The 22,768-nt window shown below is 37.3% G+C and carries 23 protein-coding genes; 15 read left to right on the top strand and 8 right to left on the bottom strand.

What is annotated here, in order from left to right; genetic code table 11:
- Positions 1 to 7: 7 nt before the first annotated feature.
- The 5 genes from LC419_RS06835 to tilS form a co-directional block, all read right to left on the bottom strand.
- The gene (locus LC419_RS06835; protein ID WP_223606642.1) at positions 8 to 790 is read right to left on the bottom strand and encodes an alpha/beta fold hydrolase; all 783 of its coding nucleotides are present in this window, start codon (positions 788 to 790) and stop codon (positions 8 to 10) included.
- Positions 791 to 902: 112 nt separating this feature from the next.
- Complete coding sequence (locus tag LC419_RS06830; RefSeq protein ID WP_223606641.1) at positions 903 to 1,427, bottom strand: biopolymer transporter ExbD; 525 nt, start codon at positions 1,425 to 1,427, stop codon at positions 903 to 905.
- Between the two features lie 196 nt (positions 1,428 to 1,623).
- Positions 1,624 to 3,174, bottom strand: a complete 1,551-nt coding sequence (locus LC419_RS06825) for a T9SS type A sorting domain-containing protein (RefSeq protein WP_223606640.1) — start codon at positions 3,172 to 3,174, stop codon at positions 1,624 to 1,626.
- Positions 3,175 to 3,327: 153 nt separating this feature from the next.
- Positions 3,328 to 5,394: a protein-disulfide reductase DsbD gene (locus tag LC419_RS06820; RefSeq protein ID WP_223606639.1), complete on the bottom strand. Its 2,067-nt coding sequence runs from the start codon at positions 5,392 to 5,394 to the stop codon at positions 3,328 to 3,330.
- Positions 5,391 to 6,710, bottom strand: a complete 1,320-nt coding sequence (tilS, locus tag LC419_RS06815; RefSeq protein WP_223606638.1) for a tRNA lysidine(34) synthetase TilS — start codon at positions 6,708 to 6,710, stop codon at positions 5,391 to 5,393. The genes LC419_RS06820 and tilS overlap by 4 nt, the downstream gene beginning before the upstream one ends.
- An 89-nt stretch (positions 6,711 to 6,799) precedes the next feature.
- On the opposite strand from tilS, the gene LC419_RS06810 reads away from it, so the two are divergent.
- The 7 genes from LC419_RS06810 to LC419_RS06780 all read left to right on the top strand — a co-directional run bounded on the left by LC419_RS06810 (position 6,800) and on the right by LC419_RS06780 (position 11,978).
- A complete protein-coding gene (locus LC419_RS06810) occupies positions 6,800 to 7,633 on the top strand; it encodes an OmpA family protein (RefSeq protein WP_223606637.1) in 834 nt (277 codons plus the stop codon).
- Positions 7,634 to 8,198: 565 nt separating this feature from the next.
- Entirely contained in the window at positions 8,199 to 8,351 is a 153-nt protein-coding gene (locus LC419_RS06805) for a hypothetical protein (RefSeq protein WP_223606636.1), read from the top strand.
- Between the two features lie 118 nt (positions 8,352 to 8,469).
- Entirely contained in the window at positions 8,470 to 9,117 is a 648-nt protein-coding gene (locus tag LC419_RS06800; protein WP_223606635.1) for an O-methyltransferase, read from the top strand.
- 83 nt (positions 9,118 to 9,200) lie between these two features.
- Entirely contained in the window at positions 9,201 to 9,917 is a 717-nt protein-coding gene (locus LC419_RS06795) for a C40 family peptidase (protein ID WP_034723263.1), read from the top strand.
- A 17-nt stretch (positions 9,918 to 9,934) separates the two neighbouring features.
- Complete coding sequence (locus tag LC419_RS06790) at positions 9,935 to 10,402, top strand: DUF1648 domain-containing protein (protein WP_223606634.1); 468 nt, start codon at positions 9,935 to 9,937, stop codon at positions 10,400 to 10,402.
- Positions 10,399 to 10,743 carry a cupin domain-containing protein gene (locus tag LC419_RS06785; protein ID WP_223606633.1) on the top strand — a complete coding sequence of 115 codons (345 nt, stop codon included), beginning with the start codon at positions 10,399 to 10,401 and terminating at the stop codon, positions 10,741 to 10,743. The genes LC419_RS06790 and LC419_RS06785 overlap by 4 nt, the downstream gene beginning before the upstream one ends.
- Before the next feature lie 5 nt (positions 10,744 to 10,748).
- Positions 10,749 to 11,978 (top strand): 3-deoxy-D-manno-octulosonic acid transferase, encoded by a 1,230-nt coding sequence (locus LC419_RS06780; protein ID WP_223606632.1) that lies wholly within the window; start codon positions 10,749 to 10,751, stop codon positions 11,976 to 11,978.
- A gap of 309 nt (positions 11,979 to 12,287) precedes the next feature.
- Here the strand turns inward: LC419_RS06780 and LC419_RS06775 are convergent, their stop codons facing one another.
- From LC419_RS06775 to LC419_RS06765, 3 genes are read right to left on the bottom strand one after another with little or no spacing between them, the layout of a single operon-like run.
- The gene (locus tag LC419_RS06775) at positions 12,288 to 12,914 is read right to left on the bottom strand and encodes a deoxyuridine 5'-triphosphate nucleotidohydrolase (RefSeq protein ID WP_223606631.1); all 627 of its coding nucleotides are present in this window, start codon (positions 12,912 to 12,914) and stop codon (positions 12,288 to 12,290) included.
- Positions 12,914 to 13,669, bottom strand: coding sequence for a glycosyltransferase (locus LC419_RS06770; RefSeq protein ID WP_223606630.1), 756 nt, complete (start codon positions 13,667 to 13,669; stop codon positions 12,914 to 12,916). Before LC419_RS06770 ends, LC419_RS06775 begins: the two co-directional genes overlap by 1 nt.
- A gap of 23 nt (positions 13,670 to 13,692) precedes the next feature.
- Positions 13,693 to 14,670 carry an acyltransferase gene (locus tag LC419_RS06765; RefSeq protein ID WP_223606629.1) on the bottom strand — a complete coding sequence of 326 codons (978 nt, stop codon included), beginning with the start codon at positions 14,668 to 14,670 and terminating at the stop codon, positions 13,693 to 13,695.
- Between the two features lie 199 nt (positions 14,671 to 14,869).
- On the opposite strand from LC419_RS06765, the gene LC419_RS06760 reads away from it, so the two are divergent.
- From LC419_RS06760 to LC419_RS06725, 8 genes are all read left to right on the top strand, one after another.
- Positions 14,870 to 15,343 carry a lipocalin family protein gene (locus LC419_RS06760; protein ID WP_223606628.1) on the top strand — a complete coding sequence of 158 codons (474 nt, stop codon included), beginning with the start codon at positions 14,870 to 14,872 and terminating at the stop codon, positions 15,341 to 15,343.
- Positions 15,344 to 15,524: 181 nt separating this feature from the next.
- Positions 15,525 to 18,338 carry a leucine--tRNA ligase gene (leuS, locus tag LC419_RS06755; RefSeq protein WP_223606627.1) on the top strand — a complete coding sequence of 938 codons (2,814 nt, stop codon included), beginning with the start codon at positions 15,525 to 15,527 and terminating at the stop codon, positions 18,336 to 18,338.
- A 240-nt stretch (positions 18,339 to 18,578) separates the two neighbouring features.
- A complete protein-coding gene (locus LC419_RS06750; protein WP_034723277.1) occupies positions 18,579 to 19,442 on the top strand; it encodes a MotA/TolQ/ExbB proton channel family protein in 864 nt (287 codons plus the stop codon).
- A gap of 68 nt (positions 19,443 to 19,510) precedes the next feature.
- Positions 19,511 to 20,113, top strand: coding sequence for a biopolymer transporter ExbD (locus LC419_RS06745; protein WP_034701908.1), 603 nt, complete (start codon positions 19,511 to 19,513; stop codon positions 20,111 to 20,113).
- A 15-nt stretch (positions 20,114 to 20,128) separates the two neighbouring features.
- Entirely contained in the window at positions 20,129 to 20,701 is a 573-nt protein-coding gene (locus tag LC419_RS06740; RefSeq protein WP_223606626.1) for a biopolymer transporter ExbD, read from the top strand.
- A 23-nt stretch (positions 20,702 to 20,724) separates the two neighbouring features.
- On the top strand, positions 20,725 to 21,564 hold the full coding sequence (locus LC419_RS06735) for an energy transducer TonB (protein ID WP_223606625.1): 840 nt from the start codon (positions 20,725 to 20,727) through the stop codon (positions 21,562 to 21,564).
- Between the two features lie 76 nt (positions 21,565 to 21,640).
- Positions 21,641 to 21,838, top strand: coding sequence for a DUF308 domain-containing protein (locus LC419_RS06730; protein ID WP_081987447.1), 198 nt, complete (start codon positions 21,641 to 21,643; stop codon positions 21,836 to 21,838).
- Positions 21,828 to 22,700: a PstS family phosphate ABC transporter substrate-binding protein gene (locus LC419_RS06725; RefSeq protein WP_223606624.1), complete on the top strand. Its 873-nt coding sequence runs from the start codon at positions 21,828 to 21,830 to the stop codon at positions 22,698 to 22,700. The genes LC419_RS06730 and LC419_RS06725 overlap by 11 nt, the downstream gene beginning before the upstream one ends.
- Positions 22,701 to 22,768: the final 68 nt, after the last annotated feature.

The following is a 22,768-nucleotide window of genomic DNA, read 5'->3' as shown; positions in this document are numbered from 1 at the left end:
GGGTTTTCTACAGCACCAGCTTTTTGGGAAGATTGTGAAGAAGTTCCGTGTTGATAATCTCTGCACAGATACCCGGTTTTTCCCAGTGTCCGTTGTGTCCGCAGTCCAGAACGTAGGACTTTATATTGGTTCTGTCCGGGAGATGTTTAATCATCATATCTGTTTTCACCGCATTGTCATGTTTTCCGGCTAAAACCAGAATTTTAACTTCAAGATTTTCCACGATATGCTTTTTGTCTGTTCTTTCCACCATGCCTTTTACACAGGCAAGAGCACCCATATTATTGGTAGAAAGGGCTGTGGCAAGAGCAATTTCAATTTTACCTTCCAGAATATCTTTTTCATTGGAATTGAAAAGGTTGGGAATGCCGGCTTTGGCATAATGGGTAAAAGCGTCTTTGATGATTCTGTAACTTTTGATCCGCTGCTTTTTTTTCTCATCATCATCGGCGAAATACGTTGAGAAGAATAGGGTAAGGCTTTTGAGAGTCTCAGGATATTTTTCTGCAAATGCAAGTGAGGTATAGCCGCCCATGGAATGCCCTAACAAATGTACTTTGCTTAGCTTTTCATGATCTAAAACTTTTTTCACTTCATCAGCCATCAGTTCCATGGTGTGAACTTCTGCCAGAATATCAGACTGGCCATGACCGGGGAGGTCTATTTTCAGCAATGAAAATTGATCGGAAAGATGAGGTTCCATATCACTCCAGATAGAAAGGTTTTCCATAAAGCCGTGAAGCAGCACCAAAGTTTCTTTTCCGTTTCCTTTTCTTTCAAAATTCAGCATGATCTTAAATTTTATAACAGTTAAAAATATTTCAGCAAACGATGTCAGTCTGAAATCAGTTGTATCTTCAAATGTAAATAAAAAAAGAGCATTTAAAAAATGCTCTTCTGTCTTATTGGGTTAATTCAGTATATACTTTCTTCTCCCAGGGCTTTATATCAGTGATGCCGTATCTTTCTTTTTTAGAGATCGCGATATTATCGAGAATGTCTACGAAGTTTTTATAGTTGGCTTCATCTGTTGGTTTTACGATCACTGTGAAATTTTCCGGTTTTGGAGCGTTTTTGTACGCTTCGGAAATGATTTTAGAGATTTTTACTCCACTGAAATCTGTTTCTTTCAAATTTCCGGAATTTAAATCTATCGCATTACTCTGGTGGTAAAATACCCTGTTGTCTTTCCCAAGAATAAAGGTAACCTGGTTTTTGTCTTTGATTACTTCATCATTAATAGCGGAGGGATTGGGGTCCTTTGCTGGTAGCCCCAGATCCATTACATTGGGTTTTGTAAAATTGGTAGTGAACATAAAGAAGGTGATCAGGAGGAATCCCAGATCTACCATTGGGGTCATATCCACCCGGATTAATTTTTTCTTTTGTTTGCCACCCTGCTTTTCTTGTGCAATTACTTCAGCCATAATTCATAATTTTAAATGTTAAACGGTACTTGATGAAGGGTCTAGAATTCATCGTGATTCGGAGGAATCGATGCAAAGTCTGTACCTAAATTTATTAAATGATATAAAAAATTAAAAATCAATTATAATTTAACATTAAAATGGTTAATGGATATTTAAATCAATAATTTTTTATGATAGTTTAAGGGTTTGTTTATTATTTATTGATGATCAACTTATCCGATACAATAATTTTCCCTTGATACTGAAGCTGAATAAGATATACACCATTCGTGAGTTGAGATGCAGGAATGCTGATCTTTTTCTCACTATATTTTTGGCTCAATACATTTTTCCCGGACATATCGGTAATATGTACAACCGTTTCTGCGGGAAGATGATCCAGATAAATAATATCTTTTGCCGGATTAGGATAAATAATGGGCTTATTAATAAATTGAGTTTCTCCAGTGTTTAATTGGTTGGAACTTAATTTGACGATCCAGGCATCACGGCTTCCTTGGTAGCCCGTAATGTTTCCGTCTGCAGAAAAAATCATACCTGCGATTATATATCCGCCATCAGCGGTCTGTTTAATGGAATAGGCTTCATCAAATTCACTTCCACCCAATGATTTCTGCCATTGGATGTTTCCTGAGGCATCTAATTTTAAGATCCAGCAATCGAAACTTCCATGATTTCCTATAACATGCCCGTCTAATGAACCAGTTGACCCGGCGACGATATATCCTCCGTCAGAAGTTTGTTGGGTAGAAAAGGGATGATCTTCACCGCTGCCCCCAAAATATCTTTGCCATAATGGATTTCCGTTAACATCTAGTTTTGCCACACAATAATTAGATATTCCGAAAACTGTCGGAATTTCAGAGTTGACAGAATTAGACAAGCCGGCAACAATATATTCTCCCTCTGATGTTTGTTGGATAGATTGTGCAGAATCGGCGAGATTACCCAGCAATGATTTCTGCCATTGCATAGCTCCTGAGGCATCTAACTTTACGATCCAAAAATCTTCGTTTCCGTAATTTATACTAATATCTCCATTAGTAGAGCTGGCTGCTCCTGCAATAATGTATCCTCCGTCAGAGGTCTGTTGGATTGAATTGGCCCTCTCATAAGAAGTTCCACCCAGTGATTTCTGCCATTGTATGTTTCCTGAGGCATCTAATTTTACGATCCAGTAGTCGGAAATTCCATGATTTCCTGTCACATCTCCGTTATTAGAATAAGACTCCCCGGCAACGATATATCCTCCGTCAGAAGTTTGCCGGACACTATTGGCCACATCCTGATTACTTCCACCCAATGATTTTTGCCATTGCAGAGTTCCTGAGGCATCTAATTTTACGATCCAGTAATCAGAATTTCCATGATTTCCTGTCACATCTCCGTCGTTGGAAAGAGACTCTCCCGCAATAATGTACCCGCCGTCAGAGGTCTGGTGAATGGAATATGCTTCATCAAAAAGACTCCCACCCAGTGATTTCTGCCATTGTATAGCTCCTGAGGCATCCAGTTTTACAATCCAGTAATCAGAATTTCCATGATTTCCTGTCACATCTCCGTCGGTAGAATAGGACCCCCCGGCAACGATATAGCCTCCATCAGAAGTTTGCTGGACAGATTTTGCTTGATCTCCATTGCTTCCTCCCAATGATTTCTGCCATTGTATTGCAGGTGCAGTTTGTGCTGATAAAATAGAGTAAAAGGAAAGAAAAAATAAAAAAGTAAATTTAAAATATTTCATATGTAATTGTACTTGAATGACTCAGGGTGTAATTTAATAAAAAAAAGAAAGTGGTCTCAAATCAATTAGTAAGTGTAGATATTCTTCTAATAAGTGTAAGAAAAAAGCCTTACCAAAATAAATTGATAAGGCTTTATGATAGGTAAAGTAATCTTACTTTGCTGTTTTATAATAATTAACTCCGCACTCTAAGAATTTTTTAAAATCTTCTTTCGGCATATATCCGGAAACCGGAGTGTTGATCACTTTTCCGTCCGGTGTGATCAGAACGTAATGCGGCTGGGAATTGTTGTTGAAATTCACCTGCTGGAATAAGCTCCATCGGTCACCAATTGTTTTTACCTTTTTGATCTGTCCGTCACCAAGATCGATTTTGGTTTTCTGATCTTCTGGAAGTTCTTCCTTGTCGTCTACATATAAAGAGGCGAGTACCACATCATTCTGAAGGATCGGTAAGATATCCGGTTCGCTCCATACGAATTCTTCCATCTTCCTACAGTTTTCACAGCCGTAGCCGGTAAAGTCGATGAGGATTGGTTTGTTTTCCTTTTTAGCAAGTTCAATGGCTTTAAAGAAATCATGTTCAGGGTGCATTCCCAGGATACCGTCTTTTTCATCATGGAAATAGCTTACGTTTAGCGGAGGTAAAATACCACTTAGCATTTGAAGTTTTGGACGTTCAGCAGGAATTAATCCCTGGATCAGATAAATCACAAAACCGATTCCCAATGCTCCCAATATCTTTCTTGTGATAGAAATTTTAGGTTTTTTATCATCATGCGGGAATCTTATAATTCCGAATAAATATAAAGCCAGTCCAAGTGCAATAACGATCCATATAGCAATGAAAAGTTCTCTTTTTAAAAGGAATGTTTTAGATACCAGATCCGCTTTAGATAAGAATTTTAAAGCTAAAGCCAGTTCTACAAATCCAAGAACCACCTTCACCGTATTCATCCATCCTCCCGATTTTGGAAGACTCTTTAAAGCTTGCGGGAATAAAGCCAGCAATCCGAAAACGATAGCCCATGCCAGTCCAAACCCTGCCAAAGCAAAGGTAAGAAGCATCGGAACATTGGAAGATCCTGTTACCGCACTTCCTAATAAACCACCCAGAATAGGACCGGTACATGAGAAAGAAACGATAACCAGCGTTAAAGCCATAAAGAAAATACCAATTAGTCCGCCAGCCTCTTCAGCTTTTGAAGATTTGTTCGCAATAGAGCTTGGTAGCGTGATATCATAGTATCCGAAGAAGCTTCCTGCAAAGAAGATGAATATGATAAAGAAGGCGATATTCAGCCAGACACTTGTAGAAATTTCATTGAAAATATTTCCTGCGATCCCATCGATCAGGTGGAAAGGAACACTTAATAAGACGAAGATCAAAAGAATGAAAAATCCATAGATCACAGCGTCTCTTTTTCCTTTGGCTTTGTTGCTGCTTCCTTTTGTAAAGAAAGAAACTGTAAGCGGAATCATCGGGAAAACACATGGTGTCAGTAAGGCAATTAAACCTCCTGCAAATCCTAAGAATAAATAAGTCCAATAGTTTTCGTCAACTTTAGTAGAGGCAGTTCCACAATCCGTTAAAGGTTTCTGGAAATCAATGGTCGCTATTTTTAGCTGCTTCGGATCCAATTGTGAAGTTTGGGTGACGGTTACTTCCCCTTTCGCAGGAGCTGTAGTCACAGTTTCTATCGTTTTCGCTGAATCTTTTGTGGCTTCGGTTTTTTCCTCTACAGGTTCTTCAGTAGCTCCTTTCGGGGTTACTTTTTGATTGAATTCTAAAGTGTTGGGCGCCAAACATACTCGGTCATCACACGTCTGATAGGTAATTTCAGAAGTCACATCGCCCGGTTTTGTGGGATCTTTTAATTTGAATTTCTGTTTGAAACCCGCTGAATTGGAATAGAAAATAATCTTTCCGCCAAAAGCTTCTGAAAATTCCTCATGCTTTTTGCCGACTTCCGTAAACTTTCCGATCAGTTCAATATTTTTCCCCGAAACTTTATATTCAGTAGGGATTCCCGTATCTTCAGGAAGGTCTTTGGAATAAATATGCCAGCCGCTTTCCATCGTAGCATTCAGTACAGCTTCATATTGGTTGTTCCCCAAATCGTTGATGGTGAACTTGAATTTTACAGGATTCTTGATCTGTGCATTAATTCCTGCGGCTAAAAAGAGCAGCACTACTAAAAACCAGTTTCTAAATTTCATTTTTTCTTTTCATTAAAAATTTTGAGAATACTTTTCGTTTCCCCGTCCATTGCATATCGTCTGTCCTGTCTTAATGGTATGATTCCGAGTACGGAATTGTTGCCGTCGCACAGGATCCAGATTTTTTGCCTCGCTAAAATAGATAATTTTTCGTCCCTAAAAAATTTAGAAACTTTCTTTTTTCCTGAAAAACCGACAGGATAAAACTCATCACCGTCCTGCTGTTTTCTCAAACACAGTGGGAATTGAAGTTTTTCGGCATCAAAATCCCATTCAAAACTATTATTGATTCCTTCAATGTTTTCAATCTTACTTTCAATATTGATATCGCTCCGGCTTTCGGAAATACCCGGATTTTCCATCAGGATAATTTCTTCTTTGTTCTCTTTCTGATCAGATTTTCCGGATAAAATTAATTCATTTCTGTTGATAATCAATACATAATCGTTAGAAAAAAAAGTGCTTCCACTCTGAGCTGAGAAGATTTTTTTAATCTCTTCTTCCTTTTTAAAGCCGTATTTTTTTAGAATCTCAAACTTTACAAAATCACTTTCGCTATTAAGCTTTTCTTTTGATATAATTTTTTCTTTTAAGTTAAAGGTCGAAATGCTATTTTCTATCGCTTCAATCTGCTTTTGAACAAAATTTTTGGTTTGATTTAAGTAATCAGAACTTCTTTTGAAGTTTTCCAGAAAATGATCATTGGTTTCTAAAAGCCTGGGAACGATCTCGTTTCTGATTTTGTTCCTTAAATAATCACTTTTTTTATTGGAGAGATCTTCCCGGAAATCAATCCCGTTTTCCTCGGCATATTCATAGATTTCTTTTTTTGAAAAATTAAGGAGCGGACGGAGCGTATGATTGCTGTCTGCTGGAATTCCACTCAGTCCGTCGATTCCTGAAGCTTTCGAAAGATTGATGATAAAAGTTTCAAGCTGGTCGTTCAGATGATGGGCGGTCACCAGAAACTCCAGTTCTTCCTGATCCTGAATTTCCCTGAAAAAACGATAACGGAGATCCCGGGCCCAAAGCTGAATGGAATTTTCCGGTTTTTTATCTTTTTCCGAAACTTCATACAGATGAAACTGAATATGATTTTTCTCACAAAAATCCTGAACCGTTTTCTGATCCCTCTCCGAATCCTCACCACGGAGTTTATAATTGACATGGGCAATTTGGTAAACAAGCCCTAAACCCTGAAAAAGAGAGGCCAGAACCATAGAATCGGCACCTCCGCTCACAGCCAGAAGATAGTGGTGATTTTCCGGGTTCCGGACAAGGTTTTCAAGCTGATTTTTAAAACTGATTTTTTCCAAAACGTTTGTTGAGAATTTCGTTCCTACAAAGATAATGCATATAGTTCAATTGAATTTTCCTAACTTTGATTCGTCTAAAAATGATACGTATGAAGATTTTTAAAATTTTAGCAGTTTCTGCAATGGCGTTGGGATTAACCTCATGTGTCTCCCAAAAACAATACGATGCTTTAAGTTCAAACTACAAGCAGTGTATTGAAAATATTGGCGAAAGACAAAGAGAAATTCAGGATTTAAAGTCTCAGAATTCTGCATTGTCAGGGGAAAATAATCTTTTAAAGAGCCAGCATGATGCTTTAAAATCATCTTTGGATGCATGTCTTTCAAATACGGGCAAAAGCTCAGCTAATATTGATAAGCTGGTGGGAGAAATCAATGCTTCCAACTCTTACATCAAACAGCTGATCTCAAACAATGCGAAAAACGACAGTCTGAATATGGCATTGTCTAACAAGCTTAAAAGATCTCTTGATAATGTAGCGGATGATGATGTACAGGTGAAAGTATTGAAGGGAGTGGTAATGATCTCACTTTCTGATAAAATGCTTTATAAGACTGGAGATTATAATATTCAGCCTACAGCTCAGGAAGTATTGGGCAAAGTAGCTAAAGTGATCAATGATTATGATAAATATTCTGTCCTGATTGAAGGGAACACAGATAATGCACCTTTGAGCTCTCCTAACCTACCGAGAGATAACTGGGATCTTTCTGCATTGAGAGGTACAGCGATTGCGAAGGTTCTTCAGACACAGTTCGGTGTAGATCCTTCAAGAATCACAGCGGGTGGACGTTCTGAATACAATCCTAAAGCAACGAATATGAGTGTTTCCGGAAGAGCGGAAAACAGAAGAACGGAAATCATCATCATGCCTAAGCTGGATGAGTTTATGAAATTAATGGATATTACTCCTAAAAAGTAATTGAAACCCAACATACCCAAAAAAATAAATCCCGAAGCCATTCGGGATTTATTTTTTTAATCAAATTAATTCTTCTTTTTTCAATAGTGAAATAATTCGTTGAAAAAATGAATTGGATATTTGCGTCTTAGTTTTTTTAGACGAAGAATCCGCCTTGCCTAGTGGCCCTGCGGTCTTCTGATTCTCAGTGTTATTTAGTTTTCCCCCTGCATTCATTTCCTTTTTTTCTTAGTGTTTTTACCCCTTGTTCTCTGCAAATGTATAACTATGTTGAACACAAACATATCCGTATTTTCCCGGTATTTTGTACCGTGGTTTTCCCGGAGTCATGAATTTGTCAGCTAATCGGTATTTTCCTTTGCATGGGAAAAACAGCCGTTAATGCGCATTTTCATTCAAATAATATGGATTTGGTATCTTTTGTTAATGTGATAAATGAAAACTAGTTTTTATTAATTCTATTATTTATTTTAAAAGAATGTTTATATTTAAATCTCCATAAAGAGAAATAATAGAGGTGTCCGAAAATCTTAAAGAGTAGGAAATTAATACTAAACTAAAAAATATGAAAAATCTAAAAAAACTTTCAAGAGGACAAATGAAAAATGTTCAGGGTGCTGTGAGAAATTGTAATCCACAGATCATTTGCCGTGTAACCAGAGACTGTTGCCCGGGTTGGGTATGCGGTACACCAGGTGAGTATTGTATAGCCTTGTAATAGAGAAGCAAGTATATTTGAAAAAAAAGGAGGGAAATTAATTTCTCTCCTTTCTTATGAAATGCTGAATAGAAATAGTGAATTTTAAAATGATTAAATTTGTTTAAATTAAAATTTTATGAGCTTTTTTGAAGAAAAGAATCCTGAAATGGACCGGTATCTGGAAACACATGCTTCCTCAGAGCCTGAAATTCTGAGAAAACTGAGAAGAGAGACCTACCAGAAAACCACGCAACCGCATATGATATCAGGGTATCAGCAGGGAAGGCTTCTAACAATTATTTCTCAAATGATTCAGCCTAAAAATGTATTGGAAATAGGAACTTTTACAGGATATGCTACTCTTTGTCTGACAGCAGGGCTGGCCAAAGACGGGAAAATAACCACGCTGGACGTTAATGAGGATCTGGCTTATCTTCCCAAAAAATATTTTGAAGAAAGTGAATTTGCAGGACAGATTGATTTTAAACTTCAGGACGCTAAAGAGTTTTTAAAAGAAACCGATCAGATTTTTGATCTTATCTTTATAGATGCCGACAAAGAGAATTATGCAGAATATTTCAGATTGATCAAGCCCAGAACAAAATCAGGTTCTGTAGTGATGTTTGATAATGTTTTGTGGTACGGTAAAGTACTGGAAGAAAATCCAAAACAGAGATCCACCCGGATCATCAAAGAACTGAATGATTTGATCGCAAAAGATGACGATTTTGAAAATCTTATTTTACCTTTGCGTGATGGAGTGAATTTTCTGAGAAGGAAATAAGACACAAGATACAAGACAACAGATATCAGACAAGTTTCAGTAAATCTGAAATCTGTTGTCTGAAATCTATCATCTAAAAAATTATGAATAAAGGAATTTGTAACGTTACAGTAGCACCGGTCCGCGCAGAAGGTTCTGACAAAGCGGAAATTGTTACGGAAATATTGTTTGGAGAAAGTGCTGATATTTTGGAAGTGAATAAAAACTGGACCAAAATAAAGATGCATTATGACGGGTATGAAGGATGGATGGATACCAAGCAGCTGAGATCTGTAACAGACGAGGATTTAGCCAAAAGAAAAGTGACCGTGGTGACTGAGGATTTTTCTTCAGTACTGATGAAAGATGGGAAAACCCTTCTTTCAATGGGGTCTGAAGTAGAATTTCCGGTAGTGGCTTCAAGAAGAAGTCATGATCTCCGTGAAAGTATTGCTTTGGCAGCCAAGGAATTCCTTAATGTACCTTATCTTTGGGGCGGCAAAAGTTTTTTTGCGGTAGACTGTTCCGGTTTTACACAGCTGGTCTATAAAATTCATGATATAAAATTACCGAGAGACACTTATCAGCAGGCAGAAGTTGGTGTACCTTTAACTTTTGTTGAAGAGAGTCAGCCGGGTGATTTAGCATTTTTTGAGAATCCTGAAGGGAAAATTATTCACGTAGGGATTATGCTGGATAACCAAAGGATTATTCATGCCTCAGGAAAAGTAAGGATAGATATTCTGGATTCCACAGGGATCTTTAACAAAGAAATGAATAAACATACGCATAAGCTGAGAGTGATTAAAAACATGCTCTAGCCTTAAATACGGTCGGAATGGAGAATCTTATTTTTACAGCCTTTGATATTTTTAATTTCGGATTGGTAGTTTTTTTCTGGTGGTTTACGCTTAAACATTACAAAACTCTTCCTGAAAAAATTCCCGTCCATTTCGATTTTGACGGAAAAGCAGATAACTTCGGTAGCAAAATATATTCTTTTTTTACTCCGGTTATTGGGACGGCTTTATTTTGTTTTTTTGCCTATGCATTAAGACATCCGGAAACGGCCAATTTTCCAGTCGATATTACGGATAAGAATAAATATGCTCAGTTCCTGATTATGGAAATTTTTCTAAGATGGCTGTTTGTATTGGTGATGCTGATCTTTATGAATGGACAGGATTATATGTTCCGGTATGCCTTTGATGAAAATGTTAAACCTAGAGTTCCGTTATCTACAGCTATTTTATCAGTGATCGGAAGTTTGATGTTGGTTTTTACTTTTGTAGCGATATTCAAATGATACATTCTAAAACTCATTCAGCGCATTATATCTGGGGAAACGGCTGTGACAGCTGGGTTCTCAATGATTCCCTAAATCTTTCCGTAAAACAGGAAAAAATGCCCGTCGGAACATCTGAGAAAATGCATTTCCACGAACTGGCAGAACAGGTTTTTTATATTTTAAAAGGGGAAGCGGTATTTGATATTAATGATGAAAAGTTTTCTGTCAAGGCGGGAGAAAGTATTTCCGTTCAGCCTCAATCAAAACACTATATTTCCAATGAATCTCAGGATGATCTGGAATTTCTTGTCATTTCCAGCCCGTCTACCCATAACGACCGAATTGAAATTGAAAAATAACTAAGATGTCTTTCCTATACAACATATTTGTCAGTCTTCTCATTTTCGGAATGAAAGCTTTTTCTTTGTTTAATGATAAAACTAAAAAAGGAGTTGAAGGAAGAAAACAGTCTTTAAATAAGGTAAAAGCAGCATTTTCACCATCAGATAAGGTGATCTGGATGCATGCTGCCAGTCTCGGTGAATACGAGCAGGGACTGCCGGTTTTGGAAAAACTGAAAGAGAAATTTCCAGCCCATAAAATCCTTGTGTCCTTCTTTTCTCCTTCAGGCTATGAAAATGTGGTAAAAAAGAAACATATCGCGGATGTGATCTGCTACCTTCCCTTCGATAAAAAAAGTGCCATAAAAGAATTTATATCTCAATTTGATCCCGAAATATTTTTCACTGTTAAATACGATTATTGGTATCATCTTCTGGCTGAGCTGAAACAGCATGGCGCTAAGATCTATGTGATCTCCGCTTTGTTCTATGAAAGACAGGCTTTTTTTACTTCCTACGGGAAATGGTTTGTCAAGCAGCTCAAGAAAAATGTAGACTGGTTTTTTCACCAAACAGAATTTTCTTTTGCATTGGCTAAAAGTATAGGTCTCAGTAATTCTTCGGTGACGGGAGATACGAGATTCGACAGGGTAAAACAGCTGAGAATACGTGAGAATCATGTGGATTTTATTTCAGAATTTCTGGGAGATCGTCAGGCGATAGTTTTCGGGAGTTCCTGGCAGGCAGAGGAAAAAATTGCAGCCACAATTTCTAAAATGAATGCAGATTTAAAATTAATCATTGCTCCTCATGATCTGAAAAGAGTGGAACATTTAAGAAATATTTTCCCTGATGCATTACTCTACAGCGCAATAAATAATGCTGAGCTTCCGGTTTCTGAATATCCGGTTTTAATCATCGACAGCATCGGTCTGTTATCAAAATTATATTCCTATGCAGATGTGGCTGTTGTAGGCGGTGGTTTTCATGATTCGGGGCTGCACAATATCCTGGAAGCGGCAACATTCGGTGTACCTGTGATCTTTGGAAATCATTACAGGAAAAATCCTGAAGCAGATGACCTGATCACAGCAGAAGGCGGGAAATCTTTTGCCGAGGAATATGCGGCGGCAGATTTTGTTTTGTTTCTCTTCAATAATGAGGAAGAGCTAAAGGGAATGTCAGACAATGCCCGGAAGTTCGTTGATGGCAAGCCTGATGCGACTCAACTTATTCTTCAGAAAATATCTTAAGTTTTAGAGTAGGAGAGTTTTAGGGTCAGAGTATTTTAGAGTTTCGGGATGCGGAGCTCGGGTTTGAGATTCGGAGAGTTTGAGGATGAATTTTGGTTGTCAGTTACTGGTTGCTAGTCATTAAGCTAATGAATTATCGTCCTTTATCTGAAATCTTGATTCTTGACTAAAATCAAAAGACCAAAATTTCAACCTCCAGCAAAATCCCTACAACCTGCTGCCTAATATCTGCCACCTAAAACTCACCATTGACATTTTAATCTAAGAAAAGTCTCATGTCTGATATCTGAAATCTAGCATCTAAAATCTTTATCTCAAAAACCCCTGACTTTTCGTGTCCTTCATAATCTGTTCTATATCCTCAGGAATACGGTCAGATTCAAGCCAGCTGAGGTCTAAACCATTATTGATACAGAGTTTCTGCAGATAATGATTCTCAGAAATTTTTTGGTGAGTGTCTCTCAGAAGTTCATCGATTTCCATCCAGTAATCTTCATCCAGTTTTTTCGTTAAAACCAAAGCTTTGAATACTTTATTGATAATGTAAATATAGAGCTTGTAAACATTGTCAAAGCGCTGTCTGCTGAAGTCGCTGTTAGAATCCAGAATTCTGTTCACCAGCAAAATATTCAGGGAAACCTCCCCGAATTTATCCGTTGTTATTTTGATGTGTTCCGTTATTTCTGCACTCAGTTTTCGGATGATAGTCAGGAAATATTTTGCATTTCCCACATACTTTGATGCGAGAAGAACCTGCTCTGCTACATTTTCTTCCATAGCATTTCTCTTGTCATCCGTCGTTTCCTGATCGATCAGTTCGAAATACAGTTTTTTAGACAAAAGTTTATCCTTTTTCAGCAATCTGAAAATAAGACGGTCTTTTTCTACATTTGAAAAAGCACTCAAAGCTGCTTTAAACTCTTTTGAGTACTCCATTAATTGAATATTTTAGAATATTTCAGAAATCCGTTCACTGCCCAATTAGCCGTGTAATAAAGAGATTTTACAGTAGAAAACCCCATAAAGTCTTTATAGACCAGATACTGATCTTTGATGATGTTTTTTTTCTTTCGGGAAACACTGTTCTCACGCATTCTGTATTTCGCCAGAGTCTTATTGATGGGCATTCCTTCCGGAATTACTTTTAAAAGGTTCAGCCACATTACGTGATCTTCCCTTTTGCTTTTTACCGGAAATAAAAATTTCCCGACTCTTTTGGTATCGTACATTGTAGAAACCGGCGCCAGTCTGCATGTTTTCAGAAGATTGGAGAAAGTGACTACTGTATCTGCTAAAAAGTCCTTTAAAACAGGCTGCAGCTGCTCATTACATCTTGAATAGTTACAGTAAACCAGTTCTGCATTGTTTTCCTGCATATAATCGGTCATGGTTTCCAGATATTCGGGATACCAGAAATCATCGGAATCCAAAAAGGCGATATATCGTCCTGTGGCTCTTTCCAGGCTATTGTTCCTTGCATTTCCTGCACCACCGTTTTTCTCAAGAACCTGCAACTTTATCCTCGGATCATTGTATTTTCTTATAAGGTCTACGGTATTGTCTTTGGAAAGATCATCTGTAATCAGCCATTCCCAGTTTTCATAGGTTTGGTTTAAAACAGACTGTATCGTTTCTTCGATGAATTCAGCAGAATTGTAACAGGGAGTGATGATGGAAACAAGGTCTTTCATTTGTGAATTTAATGAGGGTAAAATTATAAAAATTTTTTCTCATAAAGATGCCACGATGCAATTCCCACTCCAATCACCACCAGCATACACACAAAACTCATAAAAAAAGGATTGTAGTTGGCAAACAGTCCAAGCGTAGCAAATACCCTGATAATAGGGAAGTGGAAGATATAAATACCGTATGTGAAATCTCCGTATTTTCCGAAATTATTCAGGAACTTCAGTGAATAGGCGATGTACAGTACGATAATACTGATCATGATAGGCGAGAATAATTTGATATGCAGAATCAGATCAATCCAAACCGTAATGATGGCAATGATGAACAGTGGAGTTTTATATTTGATAAATAAATCAAAATGAAAATAAATCAGCATTCCCCCGATAAAATAGCACAGTGAACCCGGCAATTGCCTTGAAACAGAGGCTTTTCCGGTCAAATCAAAATAATTAAGAAACACCAGAGAGAGGAAATACAGAATGATCAGACTGATATTTCTGTATTTATTGTTTTTTCCGAATAAGAGAAAGATCAGTGGAACCACGAAATAGAAGCACATTTCAATCTTCAGGGTCCATAGTGCCCCGTTGACCGCCTCATTTCCGAATACTCCGGGAAGGGAAGGAGCCATGAAGTTCATGAAGATAGAATTCCAGAAGAAATATTTATAAACCTGTACATTTCCAAAATAATCGGAGAAAGAAAGCGTACTTACAAGACTCAAAAGGACAGTGCAGAGAAGTACCACCAGTAAATAAGCAGGAACAATTCTGTTGATTCTTTTCTTTACATAGCTTTTCAGGCTTGAAGATCTTTCGTAGCTCCTTGCAATAAGAAACCCACTGACAATGAAAAATGCAAAAACGGCAACTTCTACAGGACTATGTGTTAAAAAAGTGAGTTGGGTGGAGTCACTTAAAGCTCCCAAATGTCCTACAAAGACAATGAAAGCGAGGAGAACGCGGATAAAGTCAAAATTATTTTTCGTTATACTTTGCATTTTTGTTTTTCTTTCTGCAAAAATAGTTTTTTTAATAAAAATTCCAGAGTATCTGAGATTCAATATTTGTTAAATAACGCCTATTATGAGGCTTAATGTTTTAAAATTTTCAGAAATATGGATTATCAAAATAATTTTTCACAAAAAATGGTGTTATAAATCAAAAAAATTATAATTTTAGCCCTTGAAAATTTTATATATGAAGAAATTAGCATTACTATTTGCAGGTTTATCATTATTTGTAGCTACAGGATGTAATGATGATGGCGATAATAAGATGGAATATCCTCTTGTAGGGGTGTGGCAGCCGCTTAAAGAAGTGGTTACTACCGTTGAAACCGGTGAAGAGCCTGTTTCAGATCTTATTACGTATACAGACTGTCAGAAAGAATCCAGATGGAGATTCAATACTGAGGTGTCCGGGAAAAGAACGGACTGGGATTTTATTGGAGTTACTCCACAGTGTGCCATTCAATCAGACAGAAACTTTACCTATACGTATGATAAAAGTGCAAAAACTGTAGTAATCAAATACCAGGGAACGGTAGAGCCATCCAATGCGAAAGTGGTGACCCTCGATGATGTGACCCTAAACCTTGCGGTAAGAGAAGAGACTCAGGATCCGACTGTATATAAAACAAGAACGTACACGTTCAAGAGAATTCCTCAATAATATACATTTCATACCTTATTATAAATCTCATCTCAGGATGGGATTTTTTTTGTTGAAGTGTATTCCCGAATTAATTAAAATTAAAATTCTTATTTCTTTTAAAATCATTATTTTTGTGAAAATTAGAATGGGAGTTAAAAAAATCTACATCTAATATCTAACATCTAATATCTATAATAAAGTGTTTTACGATCATCAGCAGATAGAAAAAAAGTGGCAGAAGTACTGGGAGGAAAACCAGACCTACAAAACCTCCAATAACACGGACAAACCTAAATTTTATGTTCTCGATATGTTTCCGTATCCATCCGGAGCAGGACTTCACGTGGGACACCCGCTGGGGTATATTGCGTCAGATATTTACGCGAGATATAAAAGACATCAGGGGTTCAATGTCCTCCACCCGGTAGGTTATGACAGCTTCGGACTTCCTGCTGAGCAGTATGCGATCCAGACAGGACAGCATCCGGCGATCACCACTGAAGAAAATATCAACAGATATGAAGAGCAGCTGAAAAAGATAGGTTTTTCATTCGACTGGAGCAGAGAAGTGAGAACTTCAGATGCATCCTATTATAAATGGACGCAGTGGATCTTTATCGAGCTGTATCACTCATGGTATAATAAAAATACCGATAAGGCAGAACCTATCCAGACTTTGATTCAGCATTTTGAAGAAAAAGGAACAGAAGGATTAAATGCCAACCAAAACGACGAATTAAATTTCACAGCAGAAGAATGGAAAGATTCTTCAGACCTTGATAAAGAAGATATTCTTTTAAATTACCGTCTGGCGTTCAGAGCGGAGACTACCGTCAACTGGTGTCCGGCTTTGGGAACCGTATTGGCCAATGATGAGGTGAAAGACGGAAAATCCGAAAGAGGAGGATTCCCTGTATTCCAAAAGAAAATGATGCAGTGGAGCATGAGAATCTCAGCCTACTCTGAAAGATTACTACAGGGATTGAATACGTTAGACTGGCCGCAGCCTCTTAAAGATGCGCAGGAATACTGGATCGGGAAATCCCAGGGAGCACAGGTGCAGTTCCAGGTAGAAGGTCATGACGAAATTGTGGAAGTATTTACAACAAGACCTGATACTATTTTCGGGGCAACATTTATGGTGCTGGCTCCTGAAAATCCTTTAGTGGATACCATTACTACAGAAGCACAGAAAGCAGAAGTAGATGCTTATATTGAAGAAACTTCCAAGAAAACGGAAAGAGACAGAATGGCTGACGTGAAAAACGTGAGCGGTGCTTTTACGGGAAGTTATGCTGTCAATCCTTTCAGTGGCGAGAAAATGCCGATATATATTTCAGATTATGTATTGATGGGGTATGGAACAGGTGCTGTAATGGCCGTTCCTGCACATGACGAACGTGATCACAGATTTGCCAAGAAATTTAACCTTGATATTAAAAAGGTAGTAGATACCGATGAAGATGTTCAGGAAAAATCTTTTGACTCTAAAGATTCAGTTTGTGTCAATTCTGATTTCTTAAATGGCTTGAATTATAATGATGCCAAATCAAAAATAATTTCTGAAATCGAGAACAGAGGAATTGGTCACGGAACGACCAACTACAGACAGCGTGATGCGATTTTCTCAAGACAGCGTTACTGGGGAGAACCGGTTCCTATATATTATAAGGAAGGAATGCCTTATACCCTTCCGGTTTCTGCTTTACCGCTGGAACTTCCCGAAGTGGAAAAATATTTACCGACTGAAGATGGGGATCCGCCATTAGGAAACGCAAAAGTATTTGGGTGGGATGAAGCCAATCAAAAAGTGGTTTCCGTAGACCTTATTGATGATAAAACAGTATTTCCTCTGGAATTATCTACAATGCCGGGTTGGGCGGGAAGTTCATGGTATTTCCTAAGATATATGGATCCTTCCAATGATGAGGTTTTTGCTAATAAAGAATTGTCAGATTATTGGGGACAGGTAGATTTATACATTGGAGGAAGCGAGCACGCAACCGGTCACTTATTGTATTCCCGTTTCTGGAATATGTTCTTAAAGGACAGAGGATACATTAATAATGATGAACCTTTCCAAAAACTGATCAACCAGGGGATGATTTTGGGAATGAGTGCATTTGTATACAGAATCGATGGTACGAATCAATATGTTTCAAAAAATCTGGCTGGTACTTATAAGACACAGAAAATCCACGTTGACGTATCCTTATTAAAAGGAACCTCTGATGAATTGGATACGGAAGCTTTCAAAGCATGGAGACCTGACTATGCTGAGGCTGAATTTATTTTAGAGGACGGAAAATACATCACAGACCGTGAAGTAGAAAAAATGTCCAAGTCTAAATATAACGTTGTAAATCCTGACGATATCTGTGAAGAATATGGAGCAGACGGTTTAAGATTATATGAAATGTTCTTAGGTCCATTGGAGCAGTCCAAGCCTTGGAATACACAAGGACTAAGCGGAGTGTACGGTTTCCTTAAGAAATTCTGGAACCTGTATTTCAACGGAGATACCTTTGAAGTGTCTGATGAAGAACCGTCAAAAGCAGAATACAAAGTTCTGCATACCTTAATAAAGAAGGTCGTATATGACATTGAGAACTTCTCTTTCAATACGTCTGTATCTTCATTTATGATCGCGGTGAACGAGCTTCAGAAAATAAAATGCAACAAACGCAATATTTTAGAACCCTTAGCCGTTATCATCTCTCCGTATGCACCGCATATCTGTGAAGAGCTTTGGAGTTTGCTGGGGAATAAGGAGTCTGTGGAATTTGAAAAATTTCCCGTATTAAATGAAGATTATCTGGTAGAAGACGAAATAGAATATCCAGTAAGCGTAAATGGTAAAATGAAGTTCAAAATTTCACTTTCAGCTCAGTTATCAGCGAAGGAGGTAGAGGATTTGGTGATTGCTGATGAAAAAATGCAACCTATTTTGGAAGGGAAAACTCCCAAAAAAATCATCGTAGTGCATCACCGTATTGTGAATATCGTAATTTAAAAAAAAGTTAACATTGGCAAATTAAAAAAAATGAGGGTCTTATTTTTTTAAATTTCTAACTCAAATGTTAAAATTGAGGAAAATAAATAAAATAATTAAAAATAATTATTATATCGAAATCGTATTAAAATTTCTTTATCAGAAAAATGCAAAATGTTTATTTAAGACTCTTGCATTTTAATTAATTTTGCCTTTAATTTACACCTTGTAAAATTTTAAAACAATATAATTTAGTTAAATATGGAAATGAATGTTTCAAAAAATGATGAGCAAGTAGTTGCTAGAAAAGCAGGAGGTTTAAACCCGGCTGTTATTATTCCTATTTTATTCGTTATAGGAGTTTGTATTTATTTATTTGTTCTTGGGAACCCAGGGAACTTTAAAGACGCAGAAAAACTAGGTGGTGGATCTGTAGCTTTCTCTAGTGTTGAAGGAAAAGACATTCACCCGGAATCGTTTTTAGGTATTATCTACAAAGGAGGGGTTATCGTACCAATCTTGATTACTTTCATGATTACTGTAATCGTTTTCTCTTTTGAAAGATATTTCGTACTAGGTAAGGCTGCTGGAAAAGGTAACTTAGACAACTTCGTAGTTCAGGTAAGAAGCTTATTGAATCAAAACAAAATTGATGAAGCTTTAGAAGAGTGTGACAGACAACAAGGATCTGTAGGTAACGTAGTAAAAGAAGGTCTTACTACTTACAAAGCACTTTCTCACGATACTACATTAAATAAAGAGCAAAAAATGGTAGCTCTTAACAAAGCTATTGAAGAGGCTACTACTCTTGAAATGCCAATGCTTGAAAAGAACATGATGATTCTTTCTACTTTAGGTACTGTAGCTACATTGATCGCACTTTTAGGAACTGTAATCGGGATGATCAAAGCATTCTTCGCATTAGGTTCAGGTGGTGGTACTCCGGATGCTGCTGCACTTTCTACAGGTATCTCTGAAGCCTTGATCAACACGGCATTAGGTATTGGTACTTCAGCTATCGCGATTATCCTTTATAACTTCTTTACCTCTAAAATTGACGGATTAACTTATAAGATCGACGAGATCGCTATGAGCATCCAGCAATCTTTTGCTGAATTCAACTAAGAATTGAATTTGTAGCAAGGAATTTGCATTCCAATTAAAAGAAGTTTAATTAAAAATAATTCAAAACAATGGCGAGAGTCAAACCAAAAAGACATGGAGTAGTGACGGATATGACGGCAATGTGTGACGTTGCCTTCCTACTACTTACGTTCTTTATATTGACCACTCAGTTTAAAAAACCTGACGTGGAGCAGATTAAACCGCCATCTTCAATATCAGAGAAGTTACTTCCTGATGCAAGTTTGATGACTATCAACGCTACTCCGGACGGAAAATTCTATTTCCAGCCGGTAGAAAATGCATCAGAGAGATTACAGCTTTTAGAAAAAATGGGTCAAAAGTATAATATGACTTTTACCAACCAGGAAAAAGCTGCATTTCAGAAAGTACAAGCAATTGGGGTTCCTATGAACCAACTGAAAGGCTATCTCGATTTGTCAGATGAGGAGCAGAAAAGCTTTAAGAGTCCTACTGGGATTCCTATGGATAGTACAAATAAGCAGTTAGTGGAATGGGTAAAACAAAGTTTGAGCGTAAATCCTGATTACAAATTAGCAATCAAGGGGGACGTTACGACTGAGTATCCTAAAGTTAAAAGCCTATTTGAAGGTTTAAGAGATATTGATTTTCTTAAATTCTGGTTGATTACATCACAAGAAGGTAAACCATAATAATATCATTTAGAAATGGCAGAAGTACAAGTACAGGAAAAAGGCGGCAAAGGCGGCAAGGTACGTTCCAAGAAGCAGAATACCAGAGTAGATATGACTCCAATGGTGGACCTGGGTTTTCTATTGATTACCTTCTTTATGTTCACAACCACATTTAGTAAACCGAATGTAATGGATTTGGGTCTTCCGGCAAAACCAAAAGAGGATCAGCCGAAACCACCTCCAACAGAAATTAAACTTTCTAACTCAATATCTTTATTATTAGGTAAAGACAATAAGATTTTCTGGCATCAGCAGGATAATACATCTTTAAATGATCAGACTCTTAATGAGACTACTTACGATAGAGAAGGGATTAGAAAAATAATTGAGAAAGCAAAAGCAGGGGCAGCAGATCAAACAAAATTTACTGTTATTATCAAGCCTACTGACGACGCTGTATATAAGAACTTTGTAGATATTCTTGACGAAATGGCCATTACCAAAAGTGAGCAGTACGGGGTAACCGATGTGAAGCCTTGGGAAAAAGCTATTTATGATAAGAAAGTTGGGAATAATGGAGCTGCGGCTGCACCAGCTACTAAGTAATTTAACCATAAAACTGTAAATCTATGGCAGATGAAAATGTATACAGTCAGAATCTTACTTTAGATGAGATTGTATTTGAAAATAGAAATAAGGAATATGGTGCCTATGATCTTAGACATCAGTATCCAAGACTTCTGACAAAATCTTTTATTGTTGGAACGGCATTATTCCTGGTTGCGGCTTTGTCTCCTTTTATTTATCTTACCATTAAGAGACTTACTGAACCGCCTAAACAAGAAGTGAAGGCTGATTTGGTAAACATTATTGAAGAGGACCCGATCATTGACCAGCCGAAAGAAGAAGAACCACCTCCACCACCTCCTCCAAAAGAAGAGGAAAAAATTGAAGTGATTCAAAACGTGGTTCCGGAGCCTGTAAAAGCTCCAAAGATTGAAACACCACCGCCACCAATTTCTAAGCAGTTAGAAACGACGACTGGTTTAAATAATCAGGAAGGGGTAAAAGCTCCGGCTTATACACCACCGCCACCACCGCCATCTACTGGTAACAAAGCCAGTACAGCGGAAGTAAAAACAAATAACCCTAACGAGATCTACAAAGATGTAGACCAGTCTGCAGAATATCCTGGAGGTATGGCCGCATTAAGAAAATATCTTGGGGAAAATTTTGATACTTCTCTTATGGAAGGAGGTGAAGGTACCCTTAAGGCGAAACTTAAGTTCGTTGTAGAAAGAGACGGAACTGTTTCCGGAGTTACTATTGAAGAGAAATCTCCAAACGGCGACTTCAACAGTGAAGCAATTCGTGTAGTTAAGAAACTTAAAAAATGGACTCCTGCGAAAAGAAACGGGGAGAGTGTTAGATCTTACTATAGCGTACCATTTACTATGAACTTTGAATAAGACTTATTTATTCGAATTATAAATAAAAAGAGAAGCATATGCTTCTCTTTTTTATTTTTTTTGGTATTTTTGTTACATGATGTTCAATTGGTTATCCTTAGTTACCGGATTATTTTATATCGTATTGGGAATTGTAGTTATTATCTACAAATTTTTCTTCACGATTTTAGAGCCTGCCATTGCTTATGCGATGGGCGCAGTGCTTATTCTTTATGGAATATTTAGAATCTATAGAGCAGTTTCAAGAATTAAAGATTCAGGAAATGAGAAATAGTTTGAAAATCGCGTTGCTTTCTGTAATAAGCATCGCTGCTGTAAGCTGCAAAAAAGAAGATAAATCTCCATCCTATCATAAAGGAGACCTTACCATACTTACCGACGAATCCTTCAAAAGCGTTACCGAGGCATTGGCAGACGGATATATGATCAATTATCCTGAAACCCATATCAAAATCGAAACAAAGAAAGAAGATTTAGGTTTTCTTGATCTGCTGAATGATAAAGCAAGAATAGCGGTCATGTCCAGAGATCTTACTCCTGAAGAGAAAAAAGCATATGAAGAACAGGTTGACCTGAAGTTTCTTCCTGCTAAATTCGCTGCAGATGCAGTTGTTTTTGTTGTTCCAAAAGATTCTCCAAAGCAAAGCATTTCTATGGATGAGATCAAAAGCGGACTGGAATCAGATGCCAAGAACTTTATCTTCGACGGAACCAATTCCAGTAACCTGAATTTTGTTGCCCAAAAACTGAAGAAACAACCAAAAGACCTTAAATTCTCCATTATTCCGGGAAACCAGAATATTATTGAAGAATTAGGTAAGCATACTGATAAAATCGGTGTTATAGGCCTGAATACTTTCAGTCGTCCTTATGATAAAACGTCTGAGAAACTCAGAGAAATGGTGAAAGTTCTGCCGGTAGAAAATAATGGAAAATTATACAGTGTAGATCATGAAAGCCTTCGTCAAATGACCTATCCGTTTACCAGAGTTCTCTATTTTTTAACCAATGAAGGGAACTTTAATATTGCTAACGGATTTATCAGATATTCATGTACACAACTTGGACAGATGATCGTAGAAAAAGAAGGTCTGCAGCCCTATAATATATACAAAAGAGAGGTTCAGATGCGTTAAAAAATATTAAAATAGCATGGTACCCCTTATAAAAATATTAATTTGGTCTAAAAATTGTGGAGCATATA

Source organism: Chryseobacterium sp. OSA05B (genome assembly GCF_019970065.1).
In the GTDB taxonomy this organism is placed as follows: Bacteria; Bacteroidota; Bacteroidia; order Flavobacteriales; family Weeksellaceae; genus Chryseobacterium.
This window is presented reverse-complemented; position numbering and strand designations above follow the sequence as displayed.

Excerpts from the sequence above, each read along its gene's own strand:
- LC419_RS06835 (WP_223606642.1), bottom strand. The coding sequence starts at position 790 with ATGCTGAATTTTGAAAGAAAAGGAAACGGAAAAGAAACTTTGGTGCTG.
- LC419_RS06830 (WP_223606641.1), bottom strand. The coding sequence starts at position 1,427 with ATGGCTGAAGTAATTGCACAAGAAAAGCAGGGTGGCAAACAAAAGAAA.
- LC419_RS06825 (WP_223606640.1), bottom strand. The coding sequence starts at position 3,174 with ATGAAATATTTTAAATTTACTTTTTTATTTTTTCTTTCCTTTTACTCT.
- LC419_RS06820 (WP_223606639.1), bottom strand. The coding sequence starts at position 5,394 with ATGAAATTTAGAAACTGGTTTTTAGTAGTGCTGCTCTTTTTAGCCGCA.
- LC419_RS06810 (WP_223606637.1), top strand. The coding sequence starts at position 6,800 with ATGAAGATTTTTAAAATTTTAGCAGTTTCTGCAATGGCGTTGGGATTA.
- LC419_RS06805 (WP_223606636.1), top strand. The coding sequence starts at position 8,199 with ATGAAAAATCTAAAAAAACTTTCAAGAGGACAAATGAAAAATGTTCAG.
- LC419_RS06800 (WP_223606635.1), top strand. The coding sequence starts at position 8,470 with ATGAGCTTTTTTGAAGAAAAGAATCCTGAAATGGACCGGTATCTGGAA.
- LC419_RS06795 (WP_034723263.1), top strand. The coding sequence starts at position 9,201 with ATGAATAAAGGAATTTGTAACGTTACAGTAGCACCGGTCCGCGCAGAA.
- LC419_RS06790 (WP_223606634.1), top strand. The coding sequence starts at position 9,935 with ATGGAGAATCTTATTTTTACAGCCTTTGATATTTTTAATTTCGGATTG.
- LC419_RS06785 (WP_223606633.1), top strand. The coding sequence starts at position 10,399 with ATGATACATTCTAAAACTCATTCAGCGCATTATATCTGGGGAAACGGC.
- LC419_RS06780 (WP_223606632.1), top strand. The coding sequence starts at position 10,749 with ATGTCTTTCCTATACAACATATTTGTCAGTCTTCTCATTTTCGGAATG.
- LC419_RS06775 (WP_223606631.1), bottom strand. The coding sequence starts at position 12,914 with ATGGAGTACTCAAAAGAGTTTAAAGCAGCTTTGAGTGCTTTTTCAAAT.
- LC419_RS06770 (WP_223606630.1), bottom strand. The coding sequence starts at position 13,669 with ATGAAAGACCTTGTTTCCATCATCACTCCCTGTTACAATTCTGCTGAA.
- LC419_RS06765 (WP_223606629.1), bottom strand. The coding sequence starts at position 14,670 with ATGCAAAGTATAACGAAAAATAATTTTGACTTTATCCGCGTTCTCCTC.
- LC419_RS06760 (WP_223606628.1), top strand. The coding sequence starts at position 14,870 with ATGAAGAAATTAGCATTACTATTTGCAGGTTTATCATTATTTGTAGCT.
- LC419_RS06750 (WP_034723277.1), top strand. The coding sequence starts at position 18,579 with ATGGAAATGAATGTTTCAAAAAATGATGAGCAAGTAGTTGCTAGAAAA.
- LC419_RS06745 (WP_034701908.1), top strand. The coding sequence starts at position 19,511 with ATGGCGAGAGTCAAACCAAAAAGACATGGAGTAGTGACGGATATGACG.
- LC419_RS06740 (WP_223606626.1), top strand. The coding sequence starts at position 20,129 with ATGGCAGAAGTACAAGTACAGGAAAAAGGCGGCAAAGGCGGCAAGGTA.
- LC419_RS06735 (WP_223606625.1), top strand. The coding sequence starts at position 20,725 with ATGGCAGATGAAAATGTATACAGTCAGAATCTTACTTTAGATGAGATT.
- LC419_RS06730 (WP_081987447.1), top strand. The coding sequence starts at position 21,641 with ATGATGTTCAATTGGTTATCCTTAGTTACCGGATTATTTTATATCGTA.
- LC419_RS06725 (WP_223606624.1), top strand. The coding sequence starts at position 21,828 with ATGAGAAATAGTTTGAAAATCGCGTTGCTTTCTGTAATAAGCATCGCT.